At 39.5% G+C, this 22210-nt stretch carries 21 protein-coding genes; 12 read left to right on the forward strand and 9 right to left on the reverse strand.

What is annotated here, in order from left to right; genetic code table 11:
- Window positions 1–54: 54 nt before the first annotated feature.
- Together JEP36_RS06520 and cutC are read left to right on the forward strand one after the other, a co-directional pair.
- Window positions 55–672 carry a VOC family protein gene (locus JEP36_RS06520; protein ID WP_198619986.1) on the forward strand — a complete coding sequence of 206 codons (618 nt, stop codon included), beginning with the start codon at window positions 55–57 and terminating at the stop codon, window positions 670–672.
- Between the two features lie 91 nt (window positions 673–763).
- Window positions 764–1516: a copper homeostasis protein CutC gene (gene cutC, locus JEP36_RS06525; protein WP_109372229.1), complete on the forward strand. Its 753-nt coding sequence runs from the start codon at window positions 764–766 to the stop codon at window positions 1514–1516.
- A gap of 50 nt (window positions 1517–1566) precedes the next feature.
- On the opposite strand, the gene JEP36_RS06530 is transcribed toward cutC, so the two are convergent.
- The 5 genes from JEP36_RS06530 to JEP36_RS06550 form a co-directional block, all read right to left on the reverse strand.
- Window positions 1567–3141: an ATP-binding cassette domain-containing protein gene (locus JEP36_RS06530; protein ID WP_198630013.1), complete on the reverse strand. Its 1575-nt coding sequence runs from the start codon at window positions 3139–3141 to the stop codon at window positions 1567–1569.
- A gap of 235 nt (window positions 3142–3376) precedes the next feature.
- Window positions 3377–4192, reverse strand: coding sequence for a hypothetical protein (locus JEP36_RS06535; protein ID WP_198619988.1), 816 nt, complete (start codon window positions 4190–4192; stop codon window positions 3377–3379).
- A 126-nt stretch (window positions 4193–4318) separates the two neighbouring features.
- A complete protein-coding gene (gene cmoB, locus JEP36_RS06540; RefSeq protein WP_109372232.1) occupies window positions 4319–5293 on the reverse strand; it encodes a tRNA 5-methoxyuridine(34)/uridine 5-oxyacetic acid(34) synthase CmoB in 975 nt (324 codons plus the stop codon).
- The gene (gene cmoA / locus JEP36_RS06545; protein WP_198625673.1) at window positions 5293–6045 is read right to left on the reverse strand and encodes a carboxy-S-adenosyl-L-methionine synthase CmoA; all 753 of its coding nucleotides are present in this window, start codon (window positions 6043–6045) and stop codon (window positions 5293–5295) included. The genes cmoB and cmoA overlap by 1 nt, the downstream gene beginning before the upstream one ends.
- A 187-nt stretch (window positions 6046–6232) precedes the next feature.
- Window positions 6233–6631, reverse strand: a complete 399-nt coding sequence (locus JEP36_RS06550; protein ID WP_023582071.1) for an MAPEG family protein — start codon at window positions 6629–6631, stop codon at window positions 6233–6235.
- Window positions 6632–6898: 267 nt separating this feature from the next.
- Here JEP36_RS06550 and aspS point away from each other — a divergent pair, with 267 nt between their 5' ends.
- From aspS to ruvB, 6 genes are all read left to right on the forward strand, one after another.
- Window positions 6899–8683 carry an aspartate--tRNA ligase gene (gene aspS / locus JEP36_RS06555; RefSeq protein ID WP_109372234.1) on the forward strand — a complete coding sequence of 595 codons (1785 nt, stop codon included), beginning with the start codon at window positions 6899–6901 and terminating at the stop codon, window positions 8681–8683.
- A gap of 3 nt (window positions 8684–8686) precedes the next feature.
- A complete protein-coding gene (nudB, locus tag JEP36_RS06560; protein WP_196532615.1) occupies window positions 8687–9121 on the forward strand; it encodes a dihydroneopterin triphosphate diphosphatase in 435 nt (144 codons plus the stop codon).
- Between the two features lie 27 nt (window positions 9122–9148).
- Entirely contained in the window at window positions 9149–9904 is a 756-nt protein-coding gene (locus JEP36_RS06565; protein ID WP_023582074.1) for a YebC/PmpR family DNA-binding transcriptional regulator, read from the forward strand.
- A 124-nt stretch (window positions 9905–10028) separates the two neighbouring features.
- A complete protein-coding gene (gene ruvC / locus JEP36_RS06570) occupies window positions 10029–10550 on the forward strand; it encodes a crossover junction endodeoxyribonuclease RuvC (protein WP_006536599.1) in 522 nt (173 codons plus the stop codon).
- Between the two features lie 103 nt (window positions 10551–10653).
- Window positions 10654–11274: a Holliday junction branch migration protein RuvA gene (gene ruvA, locus JEP36_RS06575; protein ID WP_075671063.1), complete on the forward strand. Its 621-nt coding sequence runs from the start codon at window positions 10654–10656 to the stop codon at window positions 11272–11274.
- A gap of 12 nt (window positions 11275–11286) precedes the next feature.
- Window positions 11287–12294, forward strand: coding sequence for a Holliday junction branch migration DNA helicase RuvB (ruvB, locus tag JEP36_RS06580; protein ID WP_099075472.1), 1008 nt, complete (start codon window positions 11287–11289; stop codon window positions 12292–12294).
- Window positions 12295–12388: 94 nt separating this feature from the next.
- Here ruvB and znuB read toward each other — a convergent pair whose 3' ends face one another.
- Complete coding sequence (znuB, locus tag JEP36_RS06585; protein WP_196532616.1) at window positions 12389–13174, reverse strand: zinc ABC transporter permease subunit ZnuB; 786 nt, start codon at window positions 13172–13174, stop codon at window positions 12389–12391.
- Window positions 13167–13892 (reverse strand): zinc ABC transporter ATP-binding protein ZnuC, encoded by a 726-nt coding sequence (znuC, locus tag JEP36_RS06590; protein WP_088495457.1) that lies wholly within the window; start codon window positions 13890–13892, stop codon window positions 13167–13169. Before znuC ends, znuB begins: the two co-directional genes overlap by 8 nt.
- Before the next feature lie 74 nt (window positions 13893–13966).
- Here znuC and znuA point away from each other — a divergent pair, with 74 nt between their 5' ends.
- The 3 genes from znuA (at window position 13967) to lpxM (ending at window position 17329) form a co-directional block, all read left to right on the forward strand.
- Window positions 13967–14911, forward strand: coding sequence for a zinc ABC transporter substrate-binding protein ZnuA (gene znuA / locus JEP36_RS06595; RefSeq protein WP_198630001.1), 945 nt, complete (start codon window positions 13967–13969; stop codon window positions 14909–14911).
- Between the two features lie 12 nt (window positions 14912–14923).
- The gene (gene mepM, locus JEP36_RS06600) at window positions 14924–16249 is read left to right on the forward strand and encodes a murein DD-endopeptidase MepM (protein WP_198630002.1); all 1326 of its coding nucleotides are present in this window, start codon (window positions 14924–14926) and stop codon (window positions 16247–16249) included.
- Window positions 16250–16354: 105 nt separating this feature from the next.
- Window positions 16355–17329 (forward strand): lauroyl-Kdo(2)-lipid IV(A) myristoyltransferase, encoded by a 975-nt coding sequence (gene lpxM, locus JEP36_RS06605; protein WP_198619994.1) that lies wholly within the window; start codon window positions 16355–16357, stop codon window positions 17327–17329.
- An 80-nt stretch (window positions 17330–17409) separates the two neighbouring features.
- Here lpxM and pyk read toward each other — a convergent pair whose 3' ends face one another.
- Both pyk and JEP36_RS06615 read right to left on the reverse strand, forming a co-directional pair.
- On the reverse strand, window positions 17410–18852 hold the full coding sequence (gene pyk / locus JEP36_RS06610) for a pyruvate kinase (protein WP_088495460.1): 1443 nt from the start codon (window positions 18850–18852) through the stop codon (window positions 17410–17412).
- Between the two features lie 231 nt (window positions 18853–19083).
- The gene (locus JEP36_RS06615; RefSeq protein WP_099075468.1) at window positions 19084–19926 is read right to left on the reverse strand and encodes a MurR/RpiR family transcriptional regulator; all 843 of its coding nucleotides are present in this window, start codon (window positions 19924–19926) and stop codon (window positions 19084–19086) included.
- Between the two features lie 351 nt (window positions 19927–20277).
- On the opposite strand from JEP36_RS06615, the gene zwf reads away from it, so the two are divergent.
- A complete protein-coding gene (gene zwf, locus JEP36_RS06620; RefSeq protein WP_088495462.1) occupies window positions 20278–21753 on the forward strand; it encodes a glucose-6-phosphate dehydrogenase in 1476 nt (491 codons plus the stop codon).
- Window positions 21754–22210: the final 457 nt, after the last annotated feature.

Consider the following 22210-nt stretch of genomic DNA (forward strand, 5'->3'; position numbering starts at 1 on the left):
TCTAGGCCTTATCTTTAAGGTTTTTTCTCTGTTTTTTCATTAAGGTTATTCAAAATGGTGTTATTTTCTTCAATTCCTCAATTAAATGATTTAACTCACGAGCTTTCTTTGTTTGAAGAAAATATGACACTATTTGTCAATAGTTTGGGCATAGATTTATCCATCTATCACACTGATCACGTATCGTTACGTTGTCACGATTTAGCATTAGCGGAGCAGTGGCGAACAGGATTAAGCCAGTGTGGAAAGTGTATTTCTGATAATGTGATTAATGGGCGCCCAATATATCTATTTCAATTAGAAATACCGCTAACTATTCTAAATCAATCTGTTTCGATTGTTGAATTGCCTTTCCCCACAAATAAAAAATATGAATACCAAGGTTGGGAGCATATTGAGCAAGTGATCTCCGTTGAACCCGCTTTTTTAGTGGATAAAGTGATGTCTTTTTTACCCGAAACGTTACCTGAGAGTGTTAGCTTAAAAATCAGCGAACCTAAAGGTGAGAAAGAACGTTTACCCAATCCAACGGTGGCTATTTCTAATGGAAAAGTCACCGTGAAGTATCATCCTTATTCGTTACTTGAAATCGTTGAAAGTGAGTGTTGTTCGACACTTTCAGAAAATAGTTTGCTTGTGTCAGCACAAAATTCTGATGGCAGAATTGAATGAATTACAAGATTCGACAACTATTGTTAGTAATCGCTAAGAAATGATATTTATTTTCTGATTACTTTCTTTATTAAGGATGGAGAGGGATGATATGGCTACATTGGAGATTTGTTGTTTTGGCGCTGAATGTGCGTTGGTAGCAGAACGAGCAGGCGCAGACAGAATAGAGCTGTGCACGAGTCCAGCAGAAGGTGGTATTACACCAAGCTTTGGAATGCTACGACAAGTCAGGGATCTGGTTCGTATTCCCGTTCATCCTATCGTTCGCCCGCGTGGTGGTGATTTTTGTTATACACAAGCTGATTTTTCAGCAATGAAAAATGATATTAGTTTGATCCGTGATATGGGATTTTCAGGTGCCGTTGTTGGTCTTTTAAATGAAGAAGGGCATATTGATTTGCCTAAAATGGAAATTTTAATGGAGCTTGCAGGTCCATTAGCCATTACTTTTCATCGTGCTTTTGATATGTGCATTAATCCATTATTAGCGCTAGAACAACTGACTCAGCTAGGTGTTGCTCGTATTTTAACCTCAGGACAGCAGGCGAATGCAGAATTAGGTTTGCCATTATTACGCACGTTAAATGAAAAAACACAAGGCCCTATAATTATGGCGGGCGCTGGTGTAAGACTCAGCAATATCCAAAAATTCCTAGATGCAGGATTGAAAGAAATTCATAGCTCAGCAGGAAAAGTGGCACCTTCAACCATGATTTATCGAAAAGCGGGGGTAACTATGAGCTCTGACAGTGAGGTTGATGAGTTTACGCATTACTGTGTGGATGAAGATACAGTTGAAGCGATGAAAGATATTATGAGTATTTATGCGCCATTAGCATCTTGATTGATACGGATTAAATATTTTAAAACTGCGCCTTTTATGGCGCAGTTTTTTTATATAAGTTCGCCTAATAACAGCGTATGTGTAATACCACAGCGTTCAACAAAGGCTTCATCATGCGAAACCAGTAACAATGTGCCTTGATATTCAACAAGTAGATTTTCCAATAGTTGTTTGGATTCGATATCAAGGTGATTATCTGGCTCATCAAGTAATAATACTGCTGGTGGTTTTGGGCTGTGTGTTAAAGCCAATAACGTTGCTTTTAATTGCTCGCCACCACTGAGTTTTTCAAGTGGTAGTAAAGATTTATCACCTCTAATTCTCAACATTCCAAGACGAGTTCGCCATTGCTCGACAGAAATCGCGGGTTGATATTGGTGTAGTGCTTGTGCAACTGGCAATGTTTTATCAAGTAAAGCAAGATGTTGGTCAAGGTAACAATAGTCTTTGTTGAGACGAAACTCACCAGAAAGCGGTACAAATTGTTCGATCAAGCATTTTAGTAATGTTGATTTTCCACAGCCATTTTTACCTTTAATATGCCAATGCTCATTGCCGTAAGCTGAAAATGAAATAGGGTGCTGATAACCATATGGAAGTTGAAGATTATTAACAAATACATTTAAACGATGGCCATCACTTTGATAATTCAATACCATTTTTTGCTGATGAACATGTGCTTTTTCCTCATCGATACCTTGCTTTTGAGATTGCATATCATCAATTACGCGTTGATGTCGTTTTGCTACGGCAGATTGGCGTTGTTCTGCTCTGTTTTTTTGCATATCCAGTAAAAGTAGGCACTGAGAGCCACTTTGCCTAATTGATTCGCCTTGTCGTTTCCGTTGTGCTGCTTTTTGCAATGTTGCTTGTTGCTGGCGTTTCTCATTTTTAATTTGGCTGTTTAGTCGATCACTTGCGGCTTCCAATGATGTTATTTCCGCACTTTTTTGTGCCTCATATAACGTATAATTTCCACCATATTCTAATAAGCCTTTCTCACTTAACTCAAGAATGGTATCAGCATACGAAAGCAGGTTTCGATTGTGGCTAACAATAAGAGAGCCAGCTTTGTGCTGAGCTAATTGTTTTATTAGCCATTGTTGTCCTTGATAATCAAGATGGTTATCTGGCTCATCTAACAGTAGAAAGCTCTCTTCACATAAAAAAGCGCGACAAAGTGCTAAACGTGTTTGTTCTCCACCACTTAGATGCGCAATAGGGGTATCTAATGCGACGGGAAGTTGTGCTGAATCTAATAAATTCTGCCACATGACAGGGAGTTGCCATTTGCCATCGAGTAACTCAATATCTTCTAATGTGGCAATACCGTCATCAACGCGTTGGAATGCTTGATAAATTTCATGAATATCTAACGCTTGAGCAAGTGTATCACCCTGTAATCGCGTTAATTGTTCAACGTGAACAAAAGGCATATTCCAATTAATTTGACCCGAAGTCGGTAATATTTTTTGTGCTAATAATCTTAATAGTACAGACTTTCCTTTACCGTTATGGCCAATTAATGCATTTTGCTGACAAGTCAGTGAGCGAGTTAATGGTGGAAAAAGAGCTTGTTGATTAAATTCGACAGTAAGTTGTGAAAAATGACAGGCTATTGTCATCATCGACCTCCTAAGAGAAATAGGTGGCAGACAGCCGAGATCTTTTTTCTAGATGCGACGAAATAAATTATTGTCTGCCAGTAACAGAAAATGAATACCTAAAAGGTATTTGAAATAATTTTCTGGCAGAATTTAGTTCATCGTAGGGAAGTGCCTTCTTAAAAAGAGAAATAATTGGAGTGATAACGCGCGTATTTAAACATGAATAAAGATAAACAACAAGCGCCGAATAAGGTTATCTTTGTGTGGTTCTTATTTTATGTGCTTTTATTCTAAACATTATACGTTTATAAATCGATGATATATTAATATAGGCAATGCAAGCTAAAGGAATACCGTAGAATAATGTGCCGTAAGCCATACCAATATGTGGAACATTAAAATAATCGCTGTGCTGTGGAATTAAATAGAGATAGTTAATTTCATTTAAATATTGGGGCGTTAATCCACCGTAAGGGACTAGAAACTTAAAAATCATGACAGAAAAAAGGCACAGCATAAAATTTAAAACTAATAGTGCAGAATAGAATAAATTCTTTCCCATTTCTTCTCTAGTTTTCACTTGATAACCACTGATAATTCGATTAGCAACAATTACAGCATAAAGCCAAATAATCAGGTTTTCATCACCCATAATCATACTATTGATAATAAGAGCAAATATCCCATAAAAAGGAATAAGAGCAAAAACAAGCTTAGTACGAGCAAATGCAGCCATAAAAACACCTGAATGCACGAGAATAAATTCAAATAAAAATAAAACGGTTAGATTATAAATTGTTTGAACTGAGAAATGTTCAGGAAACCACCAAACGGTAATAATAAAAGCGATATATAAAAGTTGTGTGGCATAGTCAAATAATGAAAAAAAGAGTTGTACCCCTTGTTGTAATGGAGTTAGTGGAGGGCGTTTTGCTGATGTGGTTTCTATAAAGGACGAAAAAATAGGATCATCATATTGCTGACGCTTATTTTTTTGCAAAAGAGCGTGTTGTTTTTTTTGTGTTATTTCCTTTTGGGTAGCAACTTTGCTCTTTGGTGTCTTTGCCATAATTTTCTTTAATCATTTATCTGCAAATAAGGGGCGTATAAAGTGTCTTTAATAAAAAACAAGATGAATATTATGAAAGAAAGGGATATTTAATAACTTGATACCCCTTTAAATTTAGATAAAAAATTAAGGCTTAGTGGCAATTAATATGGCACGTTTTGGTGCGGGATAACCTTCAACAGTTTTTGTTTTATCATCAGCATCTAAAAAAGCATCTAATGAATCTGTTACCATCCAATCTGTTTTACGTTGCTCATCAAGTGATGTCGTATTTTCATCAACAATACGCACATCTTTAAAACCACATTTTTCTAGCCAAACCTTTAGCATTTTTGCAGATGGAATAAAGTACACGTTACGCATTTGTGCATAACGCTCACCAGGGATCAGGCATTGAAATTCATCACCATCAACAACAAGGCTTTCTAACACTAATTCGCCACCAGAAACTAATTGGTTTTTTAATTGCCATAAATGATCAAGTGGTGAACGGCGATGATAAAGTACACCCATTGAGAATACAGTATCGAAGGCATTTAATTCTGGCATTTGCTCAATACCAACAGGAATTAAATGTGCGCGTTGGTCATTACCTAATAATTTTCTGACAGCTTCAAATTGGCATAAGAAAAGTTGAGTAGGATCGATCCCTACAACAAATTCTGCGCCTTCACCTAACATCCGCCACATATGATAGCCACTGCCACAACCCACATCTAATACTAAACGGCCTTCAAGCGGTGAAAGATGGGGTAAAACACGATCCCATTTCCAATCAGAGCGCCATTCTGTATCGATATTGACGCCATAAAGTGAAAATGGACCTTTACGCCACGGCATTAAATTTTTTAAAACGTTACTTAATCCTAGTTGCTCGCCAGCACTTAATGCTGGAGTGTGTTGAGCAATCACACCATTTTTCAAATCAATCTCAGTAGGCGTAATTTCTGGCAAACCATCGAGCATTCTTTCCCAAGAAGAAAAGTGACCGTGTAACGCATTTGAACGCCATTCTGATAATTGAGCCGGTAATGTATCTAACCAATGAAATAAGCGCTCATCTTGCGCAATAAGTTGATAAAACGAGCCAAAATTAATCATTAATTATTGCCTTTAATCGCTAAAAGAGAGCCGAAATTAAAACATTGGAACCAAACTTCTGTATGTGGAAAACCTGCATTATGTAAGCGAGCTTTATGCGTTTCAACAGAATCGGTCAGCATAACATTTTCTAACATGCTACGTTTTTGGCTAATTTCTAATTCGCTGTAACCGTTAGCACGTTTGAAATCATGGTGCATATTAAACAACAACTCACCAATTTCTTTATCTTCAAAACTGAATTTTTCAGAAAGCACTAACACGCCACCGGGATTAAGACCTTGGTAAATTCGGTTTAATAATATTTGGCGATCGTTCGGCGCTAAGAATTGTAAGGTGAAATTAAGCACTACCATTGAGGCATTATTAATTTCGATATCAAGAATATCACCTTCAATAATATCAACGGGTGTATCTGCTTTATAGGCATCAATATGGCGCTGACAGCGTTCTACCATGGCAGGTGAATTATCAACACCAATAATTTTACAGCCAGCAGCATCAATATTACGACGCATGGAAAGGGTTGCTGCACCTAAAGAACAGCCTAAATCATAGACTTGGCTATTGGGCGTAACAAAGCGACCTGCAAGCATACCAATCATGGAGATGATATTAGAATAACCTGGTACTGAGCGTTTTATCATATCAGGAAACACTTCAGCGACTTTTTCATCAAAGCGCCAGTCACCAAGGTTAGCAATAGGTGTCGCAAATAAGCTGTCTTGTTGTGATGATTTTGAATTCGACATAACTAAAATAGGTTTAAGGAATAAAAGAAGCAAGCATTCTACCAGAAGCGACGGTGCTCACAAAGTTGCATTATTTAGAAAGAAATTGGAAAAAATAAATAAACCTTTTTGATACCTTGCCGTTATTAGACACAACAGCAAGGATGTCGGTTTTGATCATGGATGATCATGTTATTCCCGCGAGGACTTAGTAATAAAAGGAAAAGATTTGTATCCAAGGAAGGAAATAAATATTAGCAATGATCATCAATACCATCGATAAATAAGTGGCTGCCATACCTGAACGGCGCCAGCGAAGTTCACGGTGTTTTAATCCATAAGAGTGTAAAAAGCGACCTGCGATTAAAATTGAGCCACAGATGTGCACCATCCAAACAAAAGCACCATTCATTTCCATGACCAGTAATAAGATCATGGAAATCGGAATATATTCTACCGCATTGCCGTGAACACGGATGGCTGTTTGTAATTCATAAAAGCCACCATCGCCATAAGCAACCCGATATTGTGTTCTGAGTTTTACGACATTGAGGGACAATTTAATCAATAATAGTGCGCCCAGTACGATGTAAAGCGAGCTAACCATCTTTTCTCCATTGCCAAAGCCAAAAAACGGCGAATTTAATGATAAACCTCAAAGCGACTTCTGTCGCTATAAATAATTATTATTAATTAATTGTTTGGGGATTAGCAAATCCTTGAAAAGATGTATCATATAAACTAGGTCTATACTCTTATCTCCAGGAAGAATTTTCGTTATAATGTCTGCCTTTTTTTTTGACACTACTCGAAAAAGACTATTGCCAAAATTTCCGCAGCAGAAAGCACAACAAGCTGAGTAAAAGGATATTGTATGCGTACTAATTATTGTGGGCAGTTGAATAGCGCCCATGTGGGCCAAAAAGTGACTCTTTGTGGTTGGGTTAACCGTCGCCGTGACTTAGGTGGACTTATCTTTATTGATATGCGAGATCGCGAAGGTATTGTTCAAGTCTTCTTTGACCCAGAGCAGAAAGAGGCATTTTCTCAGGCTTCAGAACTGCGTAATGAATTTTGTATTCAAGTCACAGGAACAGTACGCGCTCGTCCTGATAGCCAAGTTAATAAAAATATGGCAACAGGTGAAATTGAGTTAGCGGCAGAATCTCTGTCTATTTTTAACCGTTCAGAGCCATTACCGTTAGATAGCAATCAAACAAATACCGAAGAGCGTCGTTTAACATATCGTTATTTAGACCTGCGTCGCCCTGAAATGTCAGATCGCTTAAAAACCCGTGCTAAAATCACAAGCTTTGTTCGCCGTTTTATGGATGGTGAAGGTTTCCTTGATGTTGAAACCCCTATGCTGACTAAAGCGACACCAGAAGGTGCGCGTGACTATTTAGTACCAAGTCGTGTACATAAAGGTAAATTCTACGCATTACCTCAATCACCACAGCTTTTTAAACAGCTGTTAATGATGTCTGGCTTTGATCGTTACTATCAAATCGTAAAATGCTTCCGCGATGAAGACTTACGTGCTGACCGTCAGCCTGAATTTACCCAGATCGATGTTGAAACCTCTTTCATGAGTGCAGATCAAGTGCGCGAAGTGATGGAGCGTATGATCCATGCATTATGGTTAGATATTCTTAATGTCGATTTAGGTGCGTTCCCAGTAATGACTTTTGCTGAAGCAATGCGTCGTTATGGTTCAGACAAACCAGATTTACGTAACCCAATGGAACTTAAAGACATCGCTGATTTAGTCAAAGATGTTGAGTTTAGCGTATTTGCACAAGCTGCCAACGATGAAAAATGCCGTGTTATCGCATTGCGTGTACCGGGTGGTGCAGCATTAACCCGTAAAAATATTGACGAATATACACAGTTTGTTGGTATTTACGGCGCTAAAGGTCTTGCGTGGATGAAAGTCAACGAAAGCGCGAAAGGCATTGAAGGTGTACAAAGCCCTATCGCTAAATTCCTGACTAACGATGTTGTTAACGCTATTTTGGAAACAACTGGCGCAACAGATGGCGATTTAATCTTCTTTGGTGCGGGTCGTAAAGGCACAATGAGTGATGCGATGGGCGCTCTGCGTCTAAAAGTCGGTCGTGATCTTGAACTGACTGATTTAAATGCATGGAAACCATTGTGGGTCATCGACTTCCCAATGTTTGAAGAAGATGAAGAAACTGGTAGCTTAAGTGCGATGCACCATCCATTTACTTCACCAAAAGACTTATCACCAGCTGAATTGACTGCACATCCGGTAGGTGCTGTGGCAAATGCTTATGATATGGTGATTAATGGTTATGAAGTGGGTGGCGGTTCAGTGCGTATTCACCGTAATGAAATGCAGCAAGCGGTATTTAGCATTTTAGGTATTACACCGAATGAGCAACAAGAGAAATTTGGTTTCTTATTAGATGCACTTAAATTTGGTACTCCACCACATGCAGGTTTAGCATTTGGTTTAGACCGTTTAGTGATGTTGTTGACAGGTACTGATAACATCCGTGATGTTATTGCTTTCCCTAAAACAACAGCCGCTGCGTGTTTAATGACTAATGCACCAAGCTTTGCTAATGAAGATTCTTTAAAAGAGTTAGCGATTGCAGTCACTCAAAAAGAAGTTAGCGAAGATAAAGAGTAAATGATGAAATATAAGCGCCCGATATCCGTTTTAGTTGTTATTTATGCAAAAAAGACCAAACGGGTGCTTATGCTAAAGCGTCGAGATGATCCTGATTTCTGGCAATCTGTGACTGGCAGTTTAGAAGAGGGTGAAACGCCTTTTCAAACAGCGTTGCGCGAAGTGCAAGAAGAAGTTGGAATTGATATCATAAAAGAAAATCTTGAGCTGGTGGATTGCCATCGCTCAATTCTTTTTGAAATTTTTGCACATTTTCGGCATCGTTATGCACCAGATGTTACTCATTGTCAGGAACATTGGTTTACGTTAGCACTGCCCGCAGAGCGAGATATTGTGCTAACTGAGCATTCGCAATACCAATGGTTAGACGCGTCACTGGCGGCAAAATTAACAAAATCCGCCAGTAATCAGCAAGCGATTGAAGAATTTGTTATTTAATGATTAGACCACGTTTGGAGATATTTCATGGCAGGTCATAGTAAATGGGCCAATACAAAACACCGTAAAGCAGCGCAAGATGCGAAACGCGGTAAAATTTTCACTAAAATCATCCGTGAACTAGTTACAGCAGCACGTTTAGGTGGTGGTGATCCTGCAACTAACCCGCGTTTACGTGCGGCAGTTGATAAAGCATTATCGAACAACATGACTCGTGACACCTTAAATCGTGCAATTGCACGAGGTGTGGGTAATGATGAAAACGATAATATGGAAACCATCATTTATGAAGGCTATGGCCCAGCAGGTACTGCTGTGATGGTTGAATGCTTAAGTGATAATCGTAACCGTACTGTTTCCGATGTTCGCCATGCATTTACCAAAACAGGTGGTAACTTAGGAACTGATGGTTCTGTATCTTATCTGTTTACCAAAAAAGGTGTAATTTCATACGCACCAGGTGTTGATGAAGATGCCGTTATGGAAGCTGCGTTAGAAGCAGGTGCTGACGACGTTGAAACCTTTGATGATGGCGCTATTGATGTTTACACTACACCAGAATCTTTTGGTGAAGTAAAAGATGCAATGGATGCAGCAGGTTTTGTTGCTGAATCAGCAGAAGTTTCAATGATCCCATCGACTAAAGCTGAATTAGATATTGAAACAGCACCAAAATTAATGCGTCTTATCGATATGTTAGAAGACAGTGATGACGTGCAAGAAGTATATCACAACGGTGATATCTCAGACGAAGTTGCAAAACAACTGGAAGATATCCTGTAATCGTTCTAACGATTATCGAAAATAACGGTGTTTAACGCTGTTATTAAAAGTGCGAAGAGAAGAGCAGAGCAGATTTTTTTGCTCTTTTCTCTCGCCATCGACCATATCGGCAACAGGAATTGATATGGCTATCATTCTAGGTATAGACCCCGGTTCGCGTGTTACAGGCTATGGCGTAATTCGACAGCAAGGGCGTCAACTTATCTATTTGGGAAGCGGTTGTATTCGTACACAAGTTCCCGATCTCCCCAATCGACTTAAGCGCATTTATGCTGGTGTTAGCGAAATTATTACTCAGTTTTCGCCGGATGTGTTTGCCGTTGAACAAGTGTTTATGGCTAAAAATGCTGACTCCGCATTAAAACTGGGGCAAGCGCGAGGTGTAGCGATACTCGCAGCCGTAAACAATGATTTACCTGTTTTTGAATATGCGGCTCGCCAAGTTAAACAAACCGTTGTGGGTACGGGTGCCGCTGAAAAAAGCCAAGTACAACATATGGTGCGCTCAATACTAAAACTATCTGCGGCACCACAATCAGATGCTGCTGATGCTTTGGCGATTGCTATCACGCATTGTCATTTTAACCAAAATTTATTACGTGTGGGTGATCCTCGATTAGTGTTAACACGAGGTCGGTTAAGATAAGTTGTTATCTTGGTAAATGTCTTTGGTTTTTTACAGGCTGGATATACGTCCAGCTTTTTTTATGTTATAAACTTGACGTAATTATATTTGCGGAGGCGTTAGGGTGATAGGTCGTATCAGAGGAATTATTCTTGAAAAACAGCCACCAGTGGTGCTGATCGAGGCAGGTAATGGTGTGGGTTATGAAATCAATATGCCAATGACCTGTTTTTATGAATTGCCTGATATTGGTCAAGAAGCCATTATCTACACGCAATTTATCGTACGTGAAGATGCTCAATTACTTTATGGTTTTAACCAAAAACAAGAGCGCGCACTCTTTCGTGAATTAATTAAAGTGAATGGTGTAGGGCCTAAACTCGCATTAGCCATTCTATCTGGCATGTCTGCTCGCCAATTTGTAACCGCGATTGAAAATGAATCTATCACTTCACTAGTGAAATTACCGGGTGTAGGTAAGAAAACAGCTGAGCGTTTAGTTGTTGAAATGAAAGATCGCTTTAAAGGTCTTAATGGTGATTTATTCGAAAATAGTGACATCGAATTACCAGAAAGTACTTCACCTAAAGCACCAAAAGCGGCAGATATTGAAGCCGAAGCCTCTGCTGCATTAATCGCACTAGGCTATAAACCACAAGAAGCTGCAAAAATGATCAGCAAAGTGGCAAAACTGGGTACAGATAGCGAGACGCTTATCAAAGAAGCGTTGCGCGCGGCTATTTAGGAGTAACACATTGTGATTGAAGCAGATCGCCTGATTTCAGCAGAAATTCAACAACCTGAAGAAGAAATTATTGATAGGGCGATACGTCCTAAATCTCTTGCCGAATATGTTGGGCAACCGCAAGTTCGTGAACAAATGGAGATTTTTATTCAGGCGGCTAAATTGCGTCATGATGCGCTCGATCATTTGCTTATCTTTGGACCTCCTGGATTAGGTAAAACCACATTGGCAAATATCATTGCTAATGAAATGGGGGTTAATTTACGCACGACATCAGGTCCTGTGCTTGAAAAAGCGGGTGATCTAGCAGCAATGCTAACTAATCTTGAGCCTCACGACGTATTATTTATTGATGAAATTCATCGTCTTTCACCCGTTGTTGAAGAAATTCTTTATCCAGCAATGGAAGATTATCAACTTGATATCATGATTGGTGAAGGGCCTGCGGCTCGTTCAATTAAAATTGACCTACCTCCATTTACCTTAGTGGGTGCAACCACAAGAGCGGGCTCTTTAACATCGCCATTGCGTGACCGTTTTGGTATTGTTCAACGTCTTGAGTTTTATAATGTTGACGATCTTCAACATATTGTTTCTCGTAGTGCCAGTTTTATGGGATTAGAGATGACAGACGAAGGTGCTCGTCAAATTGCGATGCGTTCACGAGGCACACCGCGTATTACTAACCGATTATTGCGCCGTGTGAGAGACTTTGCCCAAGTAAAGGGTAATGGTGCCATTGATGAAGAGATTGCTTCTAAAGCGCTTGATATGTTGAATGTGGATGCGGCAGGCTTTGATTATTTAGATCGTAAACTCCTTTTTGCCATCATTGATAAATTTATGGGTGGCCCCGTAGGATTAGATAACCTTGCAGCCGCTATTGGTGAAGAGCGTGAAACCATAGAAGATGTATTAGAGCCTTATTTAATTCAGCAAGGTTTTATTCAGCGCACACCACGAGGCCGTGTTGCCACTAATCATGCCTATCGTCATTTTAATCGAATTATGGAAGATTAATTTCTTATCATCATTAGAAAATAGATAAAAAATACCCCTCGGTGAAATAATTAACAACGAGGGGTATTTTTTTATCCAAACTTAATTTGTTATCTTACTGTTTAGTAGGTGAAAATAAACTCAAGATAAATAGGCAACTCGCTGCTAAAACTACAGACGGGCCAGCTGGAGTGTCATAGAAAGCTGAGAAGGTTAAACCGCCTGTAATGGCTAACATACCAACCGCGATTGCAATCAGAGCCATTTGTTCTGGAGAACGAGCAAAACGACGTGCTGTTGCAGCTGGGATGATCAGTAACGAGGTAATGATCAGCGCACCGACAAACTTCATGGCTAAACCAATGGTTAATGCGGTGATCATCATTAGCTTTAAGCGTTCTCGTTGAATATTCACACCATCAACAAATGCCATATCTTGATTAATTGTCATGGAAAGTAGTGGACGCCATGAGCGAATAATCACAAATAAAACAATCACAACACCAATAAAAATACTGATAACGTCTTGATAGTTTACAGACAGCAAATCACCAAACAGATAAGCCATTAAATCAACACGTACATTCGACATTAAACTAACAACCACAAGCCCTAAAGAAAGCGCACTGTGTGCCATGATCCCTAAAAGAGTATCAACAGAAAGTTGAGGTTTTAATTCTAACCAGACCAACAAAATAGCGAGGAGAAGCGTGACTGCAATCACAGCATAAAAAGGCTCGATGTTAAACAGCAAACCAAAAGCAACACCAAGTAGTGAGGCGTGAGCTAAAGTATCACCAAAATAAGACATACGACGCCAAACGACAAAAGAGCCCAAAGGGCCCGCCGCCATTGCTAAGAGCATACCGGCAATCCAACCCGGTAACAGCAACTCAATCATGACGACACTCCTTACTATGCTGGTGATGATGACGATAAATACCAAGTTGTTCAGCACCACGGCTTCCAAACATGGCAATAAATTCAGGGTGAGAAGAAACAACGTCAGGTGTACCCGAACAGCAAATATGACCATTTAAACAGAGGACTTCGTCTGTTTTTGCCATCACAAGATGAAGATCATGAGAAACCATCAATATGGCACAACCTAATTCATGACGAAGCTGATTAATTAAATCATAAAGTGCTAATTGACCATTAACATCAACACCTTGAGTGGGTTCATCTAAAACTAAAAGTTGGGGCTGATTAAGCAACGCTCTTGCTAACAATACACGTTGAGACTCACCACCAGAAAGTTTCTGCATAGGTTGATCGATTAATTTAGCCGCATTAACGCGTTCTAAAGCAGGGAGAATATCTTTATCATGAACACCCGGTTTTAGTGTCATAAACCGTTTAACGGTGAGTGGCATTGTGGGATCAAGATAGAGTTTTTGTGGTACATAGCCCACTCGTAGCGCGTTTTGACGCTCAACTTTTCCTGAGGTTGGATTTAATAAACCAAGAACTAAACGGATAACCGTAGATTTACCTGCACCATTAGGGCCAAGTAAAGTAAGAATACGGCCTGCTTTTAGATCAAAAGAGATATCTTTTAAAATTTCTCTTTCACCAAAAGAAACACAAACCGATTTTAAACAAATCAAGTCAGACATAAAATTAGCACTTGCAGAATCATTGAAACGTTATAATATAACATTTCCAATGATGATTCACGAGAATTCTTCCTATGTTACATAAAAACAACAAATTTGCGCATCGTTTTTTATTGAAATCATTTTTAACGACAGCGATGATAAGCTCATTCAGTGCTTCAGTGCAGGCTGATGTTGTCGTTTCCATCAGACCACTAGGATTTATTGCTGCGGCTATCGCTGATGGAGTAACACCAACGGAGGTTTTATTACCAGATGGGGCATCTCCACACGATTATGCATTAAAACCCTCTGATTTGAAAAAAATTACTTCCGCAGACCTGATGGTATGGGTGGGGTCTGATATGGAAGTATTTTTAGATAAGCCATTAAACAGACTTACTGACAATCATAAGTTGGCTTTAGCGGAAACTGACGAAATAAAGTCACTTTTATTGAAAGATGATGATGACAATGTGCATAAACATGAGGAAAATCACGAACATCATTCTCACGGTGATTATAATATGCACATCTGGTTATCACCAGAAATTGCGTTGTCGTCTGCAAAACAGATCCACCAAAGGTTAATTACACTCTATCCAGATAAAAAAGAACTTCTGGACGTAAACCTAGGTAAATTCAGCGAACAACTCAAGCAAACTGATAAGAATCTTGTTAATATTCTGTCGCCTGTGAGAAATAAGGGTTATTTTGTCTTTCATGATGCTTATGGCTACTTCGAAAAACATTATAATTTAAAGCCGTTAGGTCATTTTACGATCAACCCTGAAATACAGCCAGGTGCGCAGAAATTACATCAAATACGAACACAGTTGGTTGAGCAAAAAGCAACCTGCATTTTTGCTGAGCCACAATTTAGGCCGACAGTAATAGAAACAGTGGCGAAAGGCACTGGGGTTAAAATGGGTGTATTAGACCCCCTAGGAAGTGGGATTGCTCTAACTCAAGAGAGCTATGTAAAATTCCTTACCCAACTAGCTAACCAATATGCGAGCTGCCTGAATGAAACACAATAAGGAATTAAGAGCGTGCAGCAGAAGAAATCCATTGCACAGGTATATTTAAGTTTACCACTCCCACATAAGATCATGCTTGGTTCGTTAACTGCAGCAACCTTGGTCGTCGCAATTTGGCGGCCTGTGGTACTTCAAAATGAGCAAAGCCGAGAAGTTCCAGTCAGCATTCAAATGCCTCTTGCCAATCAAGGCGAAAATACCGATGACATTATCACTGATAGTAGTGATCAGCTTACCAATGAAGGATTAGTTGATACTGATGATGGCACTGATACAAGCACTGCGGTTGCGCAAGTTCCCCATACTTATATTGTTTCTAGTGGCGATTCATTAAGTTCAATTCTGACTCAGTTTGGTATTGATTCTGCGGATATCGCGACTATCTCTAATCAAAATAAAGATCTTAGAAACCTCAAAATAGGGCAACCTATTAGCTGGGAACTTGATGATAATGGATTGCTTCAAGAATTAAGCTGGGGTGTTTCTCGTCGCGAAACTCGCGTTTATACCCGTACCGAAACGGGTTTTAAAGAAACAAAAGAGTTTCAAAAAGGTGAATGGAAGAACAGTGTAACCACAGGTGTTATTCGTGGGAGTTTTTCTATCAGTGCAACAAATGCAGGTTTAACCAATGCTGAAGCACGCGCCGTTACCAAAGCATTACAGTGGCAAGTGGACTTTAAAAAATTACAAAGTGGTGACCAATTTGCGGCACTATTTTCTCGTGAAGTGCTTGATGGGCGTACCGAGCAAAGTGAGCTAGTTGGTGTCCGTTTACGTAGTGCGGGTAAAGATTATTATGCGTTCCTTGCTGAAGATGGTCGTTTCTACGATAGCCAAGCGGGTGGATTAGAACGTGGATTTATGCGTTTCCCAACTGTGAAGCAATTTAGAGTTTCCTCTCAATTTAACCCTCGTCGTATTAACCCTGTTACGGGGCGTTTAGCTGCACATAAAGGTGTTGATTTTGCGATGCCAGTAGGTACTCCAGTATTAGCAACAGGAGATGGTGAAGTTATTGTGGCTAAATACAGTGGTGCTGCAGGTAACTTTATCGCTATTCGTCATGGTAGCCAATACACAACACGTTATATGCACTTACGTCAATTATTGGTAAAACCAGGACAGCGTGTTAAGCGTGGCGATAGAATTGCGTTATCAGGAAATACAGGGCGTTCTACGGGGCCTCATTTACATTATGAAATGTGGATCAACCAACAAGCAGTCAATCCATTAACGGCAACATTGCCTCGCGCTGACGGTTTAACAGGTAAAGATAAACAAGAATATCTTGCTAAAGTAAAAGAGATTAAACCTCAGTTAGTGCTAGCCGATTGACAATAAACACGATTTTAAAGACATAAAAGCGGATGATTGATATCATCCGTTTTTGTTTTAATGTTTTTTACGCCTATTAGGGGTATCAATTCAGAGAATTATCTGATGAATAAAGAAAAAGATACAGATAGCAAAGCGGGTTATGTGCCCACTTTTCACCGTGCGTATTTGCATCCTCGTCATTGGGGAACTTGGCTAGGTGCAGGTGTATTAAGTGTATTGGCTTATATGCCAGTAAAATGGCGTGATCCCTTTCTTGCTTCTATTGGCCGTTTTGTTGGACGTAAAGCGAAAAGCGCAAGACGTCGTGCAGATATCAACTTGAGATACTGTTTTCCAACATGGAATAAAACGCAACGTGAAAATGTACTCGACAGTATGTTTGAAACTGCACCCCAATCCTTTGTGATGTTAGCAGAGCTTTGTTTAAGAGGCCCTGAGCGTATATTAAAACGCACATCTTGGCAGGGGCTAGAAATTATTGAACGTTTTAAAGCGCAAGGCCGTAATGTCATTTTTATGGTGCCTCATGGCTGGGCAGTTGATATCCCTGCAATGCTATTAGCATCAACAGGTCAGAAGATGGCCGCGATGTTTCACCACCAAAAAGATCCTGTTGCTGATTATTTATGGAATAAAGCACGTCATCATTTTGATGGTCGATTACATTCACGCGAAGCAGGTATTAAGCCTTTTATTTCTTCTGTGCGACAAGGTTACTGGGGCTATTATCTGCCCGACCAAGATCACGGTGCAGAGCATAGCCAATTTGTCGATTTTTTCGGTACTTATAAAGCGACATTACCCGCGATTGGGCGGTTAATGAAAGTATGCCGAGCAGCTATCGTACCGTTGTTCCCAGTGTATTGTCATAAAACACATCAGCTTAGTATTATTGTTCGTGAACCAATGGATGATATTGAAGATAAAGATGATGCGTACATTGCACGCAGAATGAATGAAGAGTTAGAAGCACTAGTGACACCAACGCCAGAGCAATATACGTGGATCTTAAAATTACTTAAGACACGTAAAGAGGGTGAAATAGAGCCTTATGCACGTGAGAATATCCTAGACTAGTTCTTGCACAAGAAATAACCAAATAAAAAATGGGCACTTAATAAAGTGCCCATTTTGTTATTAATATTTAAGACTCTGAGTTATTCAACAGTCAAAATACGGCATGTATTGGTGCTACCGACTGTGCCCATTTGGTCACCTTGAGTGACTAGCACTAAATCACCTGAAACTAAGAAACCTTTATCACGCAAACGACCAATTGCTTCATTAGCAGCGGCAATACCGTCAGTGTGAGTACTACAATAAACGGGGGTTACGCCACGATAAAGTGCAGTCTGATTCAATGTTTTCTCATGACGAGACATTGAGAAAATAGGTAAGCCTGTACTGATACGAGACATCATGCGTGCAGTACGACCTGATTCAGTCATCGCAATAATCGCATTAACGCCTTTCATATGGTTAGCTGCATACATTGTAGACATTGCAATGGCTTCTTCCACTGTATCAAACACCATATCTAAACGGTGCTTAGAAACATTGGCAGCTGGCATTTTCTCAGCACCTAAGCAGACTTGCGCCATTGAAGCGACTGTTTCTGCTGGATATTGTCCAGCAGCTGTTTCTGCTGAAAGCATAACAGCATCAGTACCATCCAATACGGCGTTAGCAACGTCCATTACTTCGGCACGAGTTGGCATTGGATTTGTTATCATGGACTCCATCATTTGAGTCGCAGTGATAACGACACGATTAAGCTGACGAGCACGACGAATTAATTTTTTCTGTACGCCAACCAACTCAGGATCACCAATTTCAACGCCTAAATCGCCACGAGCAACCATCACCACATCTGAAGCTAGAATGATTTCATCAATGATTTCATCATTAGCAACCGCTTCAGCTCGTTCTACTTTTGAAACAATTTGGCATTCACAGCCAGCATCACGGGCTAAACGGCGGGCAAGGTTAAGATCTTCGCCAGTTCTTGGGAATGAAACGGCAAGGTAATCAACACCAATTTTTGCAGCAGTGATGATATCTTGCTTATCTTTTTCTGTTAACGCATCAGCGGAGAGACCACCACCCAGTTTGTTAATCCCTTTATTGTTAGATAAAGGACCGCCCACAGTCACTTCAGTAAAGACTTTTAAACCATCCACTTTAAGGACTTTTAACTGAACGCGACCATCATCAAGAAGTAAAATATCGCCTGGAACCACATCGGCTGGTAAGCCTTTATAATCAATACCCACTTGATTTTGATTGCCTTCGCCTTTTTCTAGCGCCGCATCAAGCAAGAATTTATCACCGACATTCAGGAAAACTTTTCCGTCTTTAAAGGTAGATACACGGATTTTAGGGCCTTGTAAATCCCCGAGAATAGCAACATGGCGACCTAATCTTGCTGCAATTTCACGCGTACGATTAGCACGAGCAAGATGATCTTCCGCAGAACCATGAGAGAAATTTAATCGAACAACATTCGCGCCAGCAATAATAATTTTTTCTAAGTTATTATCACGATCTGTTGCTGGGCCTAAGGTGGTAACAATTTTTGTTCTTCTGAGCCGTCTGGACATGTATTACTCCGTTGACCTTGAACGAAAGGTGTTGGCAATTGGATAAAACAGAAATCAGACTGTGTTTTACCCAATATGTTAAGTGAAACGCTTCAAGCTAATTGCAACATACACTACTGTTTTCATTATATGCGAGAGTTAGCTCGCAGATATGCTACCATTTTTCAAAAACTTATCTAGTCAGGGGCACAATTGGAAGTGTGACTATACTAACAGAATAATTAAAAACGATTACTTATCAAACCGTGAATCACGTAAAGCTTCTTTGACGCGCTTCAAGTTATCTCTGAATTTTGGTCCTCGGCGTAAAATAAATCCTGTTGCAAGAACATCAATAATAGTGAGTTGTGCAAGGCGGGAGATCATTGGCATGTAAATATCAGTATCTTCAGGCACATCAAGCAAGATGGGAAGGGTTGCTTCAGAGGCTAAAAGAGAGCCTGGAGTTGTAATAGCAATAACCGCTGCATCGTTTTCGCGTGCGATTTTGGCAATTTCAACTAAATTTTTAGTACGTCCTGTATGTGAAATAATAACGACCACATCACCATCAGTACTATTTATGCAACTCATACGTTGCATAACAACATCATCAAAATAAGTGACAGGAATATTAAAACGAGAAAACTTATTCATGGCATCGTGAGCAACGGCTGCTGATGCACCTAAACCAAAAAAAGAGATTTTTTTAGCTTGCGTCAAAATATCAACTGCACGATTGATCGCTGCGATATCAATATTGTTTTTAACGTTTTCAAGTCCTGCCATTGCGGATTCAAAAATTTTATTGGTATAAGAAGAGACAGTATCGGAATCATCAATATTACGATTTACATAAGGCGTACCGTTGGCAATGCTTTGTGCTAATTGTAATTTGAAATCAGGAAATCCTTTTGTTGCCATACGTCGGCAAAATCGATTAACAGTCGGCTCACTGACATCAGCCGTTTTAGCCATTAAGGCAATGCTTGAATGGATAACTGTTTGTGGCGCAGTTAAAACAGCCTCTGCGACTTTTTTTTCTGATTTACTCAAGATGTCCAGATTAGACTGAACCCTTTCCAATATATTCATTAAATATACAGATCCTTGGCTTTGCCAATTTCAATAAAAGGAGAAATCTATAACGGTTTTATGAAAATATACTACGCAAAGAACAAGGCTTGCAGTGTAAACCATCGGTAAACAGGGCTTTTTTCGTTAAAGTATGACGTGTGTCTAACTTTCAAAGCTGAAAACAAGAAACAAAACTGTTGTAAAGTTACAAGAAAGGATAAAACGCTAGGCATAAAATGAAGCATTACAATATGTGTGGTAAGTTAAAGACTAATATGTGCAAGTGTATTTACTGAATACATCCAAAAGAGTACATTAATACAAAATTCTGTAACAAAATTACAAAATCTCATCATGAGGAGACGTTCTATGGCAGCGATATCGACTGCTCAGGCCTGTGATCTGGTTATCTTCGGTACGAAAGGGGATCTAGCACGCCGTAAGCTCATTCCATCATTATATCAATTGGAGAAAGCAGGATATATTCACCCTGACTCTCGCATTATTGGTGTCGGTCGTGCTGATTGGGATGTTGAGGCATATAAAAATGTCGCTCATGAAGCGTTAAAAACCTTTTTAAAAGAAGAAATTAACCCTGAAATTTGGCAGCGTTTAAGTGATCGCTTAGATTTTTGTAATCTTGATGTTAATGAAACCGACCATTTCATTGAGTTATCAAAGCATCTAAAACAAGATAAATTACCCGCTATCTATTATTTTGCTATGCCTCCAAGTACCTTTAGCGCAATGTGTCAGGGACTAGGTCATGCAAAATTAAATAAAGAGCCTAATCGTGTCGTAATGGAAAAACCATTAGGGACAGATTTAGCGTCTTCTGTTTCTATTAACGATAGCGTGGCGAAATACTTTAAAGAGACTCAAATTTATCGTATTGACCACTATTTAGGTAAAGAAACCGTTTTAAACCTATTAGCATTGCGCTTTGCAAACTCACTGTTTGTTAACAACTGGGACAATAAAACGATTGATCATGTCCAAATTACGGTTGCAGAAGAAGTGGGCATTGAAGGGCGTTGGGGATACTTCGATCAAGCAGGTCAAATGCGAGATATGGTGCAAAATCACCTATTACAAATCCTGACTATGATTGCAATGTCCCCGCCAGCTGACTTAACAGCTGACAGTATTCGTCAAGAAAAAGTGAAAGTTTTACGTTCACTGCGTCGTATTGATAACACAAATATTCGCGAAAAAACAGTTCGTGGACAATATACGGGTGGTTTTGTACAAGGTAAAAAAGTACCTGGTTATCTTGATGAAGAAGGTGCCAATAAAACCAGCAATACAGAAACATTTGTGGCAATCCGCGCTGATATCGATAATTGGCGTTGGGCAGGTGTTCCGTTCTATTTAAGAACAGGTAAACGCCTACCAAGTAAATGTTCAGAAGTTGTGGTTTATTTTAAAAAGCCTGCGCTGAATATTTTCAGTGAGACTTATCAAGAGTTACCTCAAAATAAGCTGACTATCCGTTTACAGCCAGATGAAGGTATCGATATTGAAGTGCTAAACAAAGCACCTGGTCTTGATCATAAACACCGTTTACAAACAACTAAGCTGGACTTGAGTTTCTCTGAAACATTCAACCAAACGCATTTAGCGGATGCTTATGAGCGTTTATTGTTAGAAGCCATGCGTGGCATTCAAGCGCTATTCGTGCGTCGTGACGAAGTGGAAGAAGCATGGAAATGGGTTGATTCAATTATCAATGCATGGGAATGCGATAATGAGCTACCTAAACCCTATCAAGCTGGTACATGGGGGCCTGTTGCATCTGTTGCAATGATCACTCGTGATGGTCGTTCTTGGAATGAAATTGAATAATCAATAATGTCTTTATTGTTTATTCGACGATTAAGATACCCAGCTTTGCTGGGTATTTTTTACCTCTAAGCATAGATACAGCGCTTTAGATGAATAAAACCGCTGAAGGATCGTAAAACTACTGATTAACTATGCAATCTAATTTAAGTTGGAAATTAAAACTTAAACAAAACCAACCAATTAACTAAAAAATTTTCCTCAAAAGCATTGCTTTAAATAATTTGGCGTGATAGAAATATCATGTAACATTTAACCATCTTATATGAGGGTTCGGAGTATATCGTGCGGATGGTCTGTGCGATGAAAGAATAAATAATCATGACTAGCGCCAAAAGCGTCAAAGTTAAACGTTCTACCTATAAGTTATTCCTTTCTGCTATTTTATCCAGCGAACACTACTGGTGTGGCGCATTATAGAAATCTCTCATCTTAATTCCTGAGTTATCAGGAAATGACG

Source organism: Proteus sp. PR00208, from assembly GCF_016238545.1.
Classification (GTDB): domain Bacteria; phylum Pseudomonadota; class Gammaproteobacteria; order Enterobacterales; family Enterobacteriaceae; genus Proteus.

Coding starts and splice junctions, on each gene's coding strand:
- znuB (WP_196532616.1), bottom strand. CDS start 13,174: ATGATTGAGTTGCTGTTACCGGGTTGGATTGCCGGTATGCTCTTAGCA.
- nudB (WP_196532615.1), top strand. CDS start 8,687: ATGAAATATAAGCGCCCGATATCCGTTTTAGTTGTTATTTATGCAAAA.
- znuA (WP_198630001.1), top strand. CDS start 13,967: ATGTTACATAAAAACAACAAATTTGCGCATCGTTTTTTATTGAAATCA.
- cmoA (WP_198625673.1), bottom strand. CDS start 6,045: ATGTCGAATTCAAAATCATCACAACAAGACAGCTTATTTGCGACACCT.
- pyk (WP_088495460.1), bottom strand. CDS start 18,852: ATGTCCAGACGGCTCAGAAGAACAAAAATTGTTACCACCTTAGGCCCA.
- JEP36_RS06615 (WP_099075468.1), bottom strand. CDS start 19,926: ATGAATATATTGGAAAGGGTTCAGTCTAATCTGGACATCTTGAGTAAA.
- ruvC (WP_006536599.1), top strand. CDS start 10,029: ATGGCTATCATTCTAGGTATAGACCCCGGTTCGCGTGTTACAGGCTAT.
- lpxM (WP_198619994.1), top strand. CDS start 16,355: ATGAATAAAGAAAAAGATACAGATAGCAAAGCGGGTTATGTGCCCACT.
- JEP36_RS06530 (WP_198630013.1), bottom strand. CDS start 3,141: ATGACAATAGCCTGTCATTTTTCACAACTTACTGTCGAATTTAATCAA.
- cutC (WP_109372229.1), top strand. CDS start 764: ATGGCTACATTGGAGATTTGTTGTTTTGGCGCTGAATGTGCGTTGGTA.
- JEP36_RS06535 (WP_198619988.1), bottom strand. CDS start 4,192: ATGGCAAAGACACCAAAGAGCAAAGTTGCTACCCAAAAGGAAATAACA.
- JEP36_RS06520 (WP_198619986.1), top strand. CDS start 55: ATGGTGTTATTTTCTTCAATTCCTCAATTAAATGATTTAACTCACGAG.
- aspS (WP_109372234.1), top strand. CDS start 6,899: ATGCGTACTAATTATTGTGGGCAGTTGAATAGCGCCCATGTGGGCCAA.
- JEP36_RS06565 (WP_023582074.1), top strand. CDS start 9,149: ATGGCAGGTCATAGTAAATGGGCCAATACAAAACACCGTAAAGCAGCG.
- znuC (WP_088495457.1), bottom strand. CDS start 13,892: ATGTCTGACTTGATTTGTTTAAAATCGGTTTGTGTTTCTTTTGGTGAA.
- JEP36_RS06550 (WP_023582071.1), bottom strand. CDS start 6,631: ATGGTTAGCTCGCTTTACATCGTACTGGGCGCACTATTATTGATTAAA.
- cmoB (WP_109372232.1), bottom strand. CDS start 5,293: ATGATTAATTTTGGCTCGTTTTATCAACTTATTGCGCAAGATGAGCGC.
- zwf (WP_088495462.1), top strand. CDS start 20,278: ATGGCAGCGATATCGACTGCTCAGGCCTGTGATCTGGTTATCTTCGGT.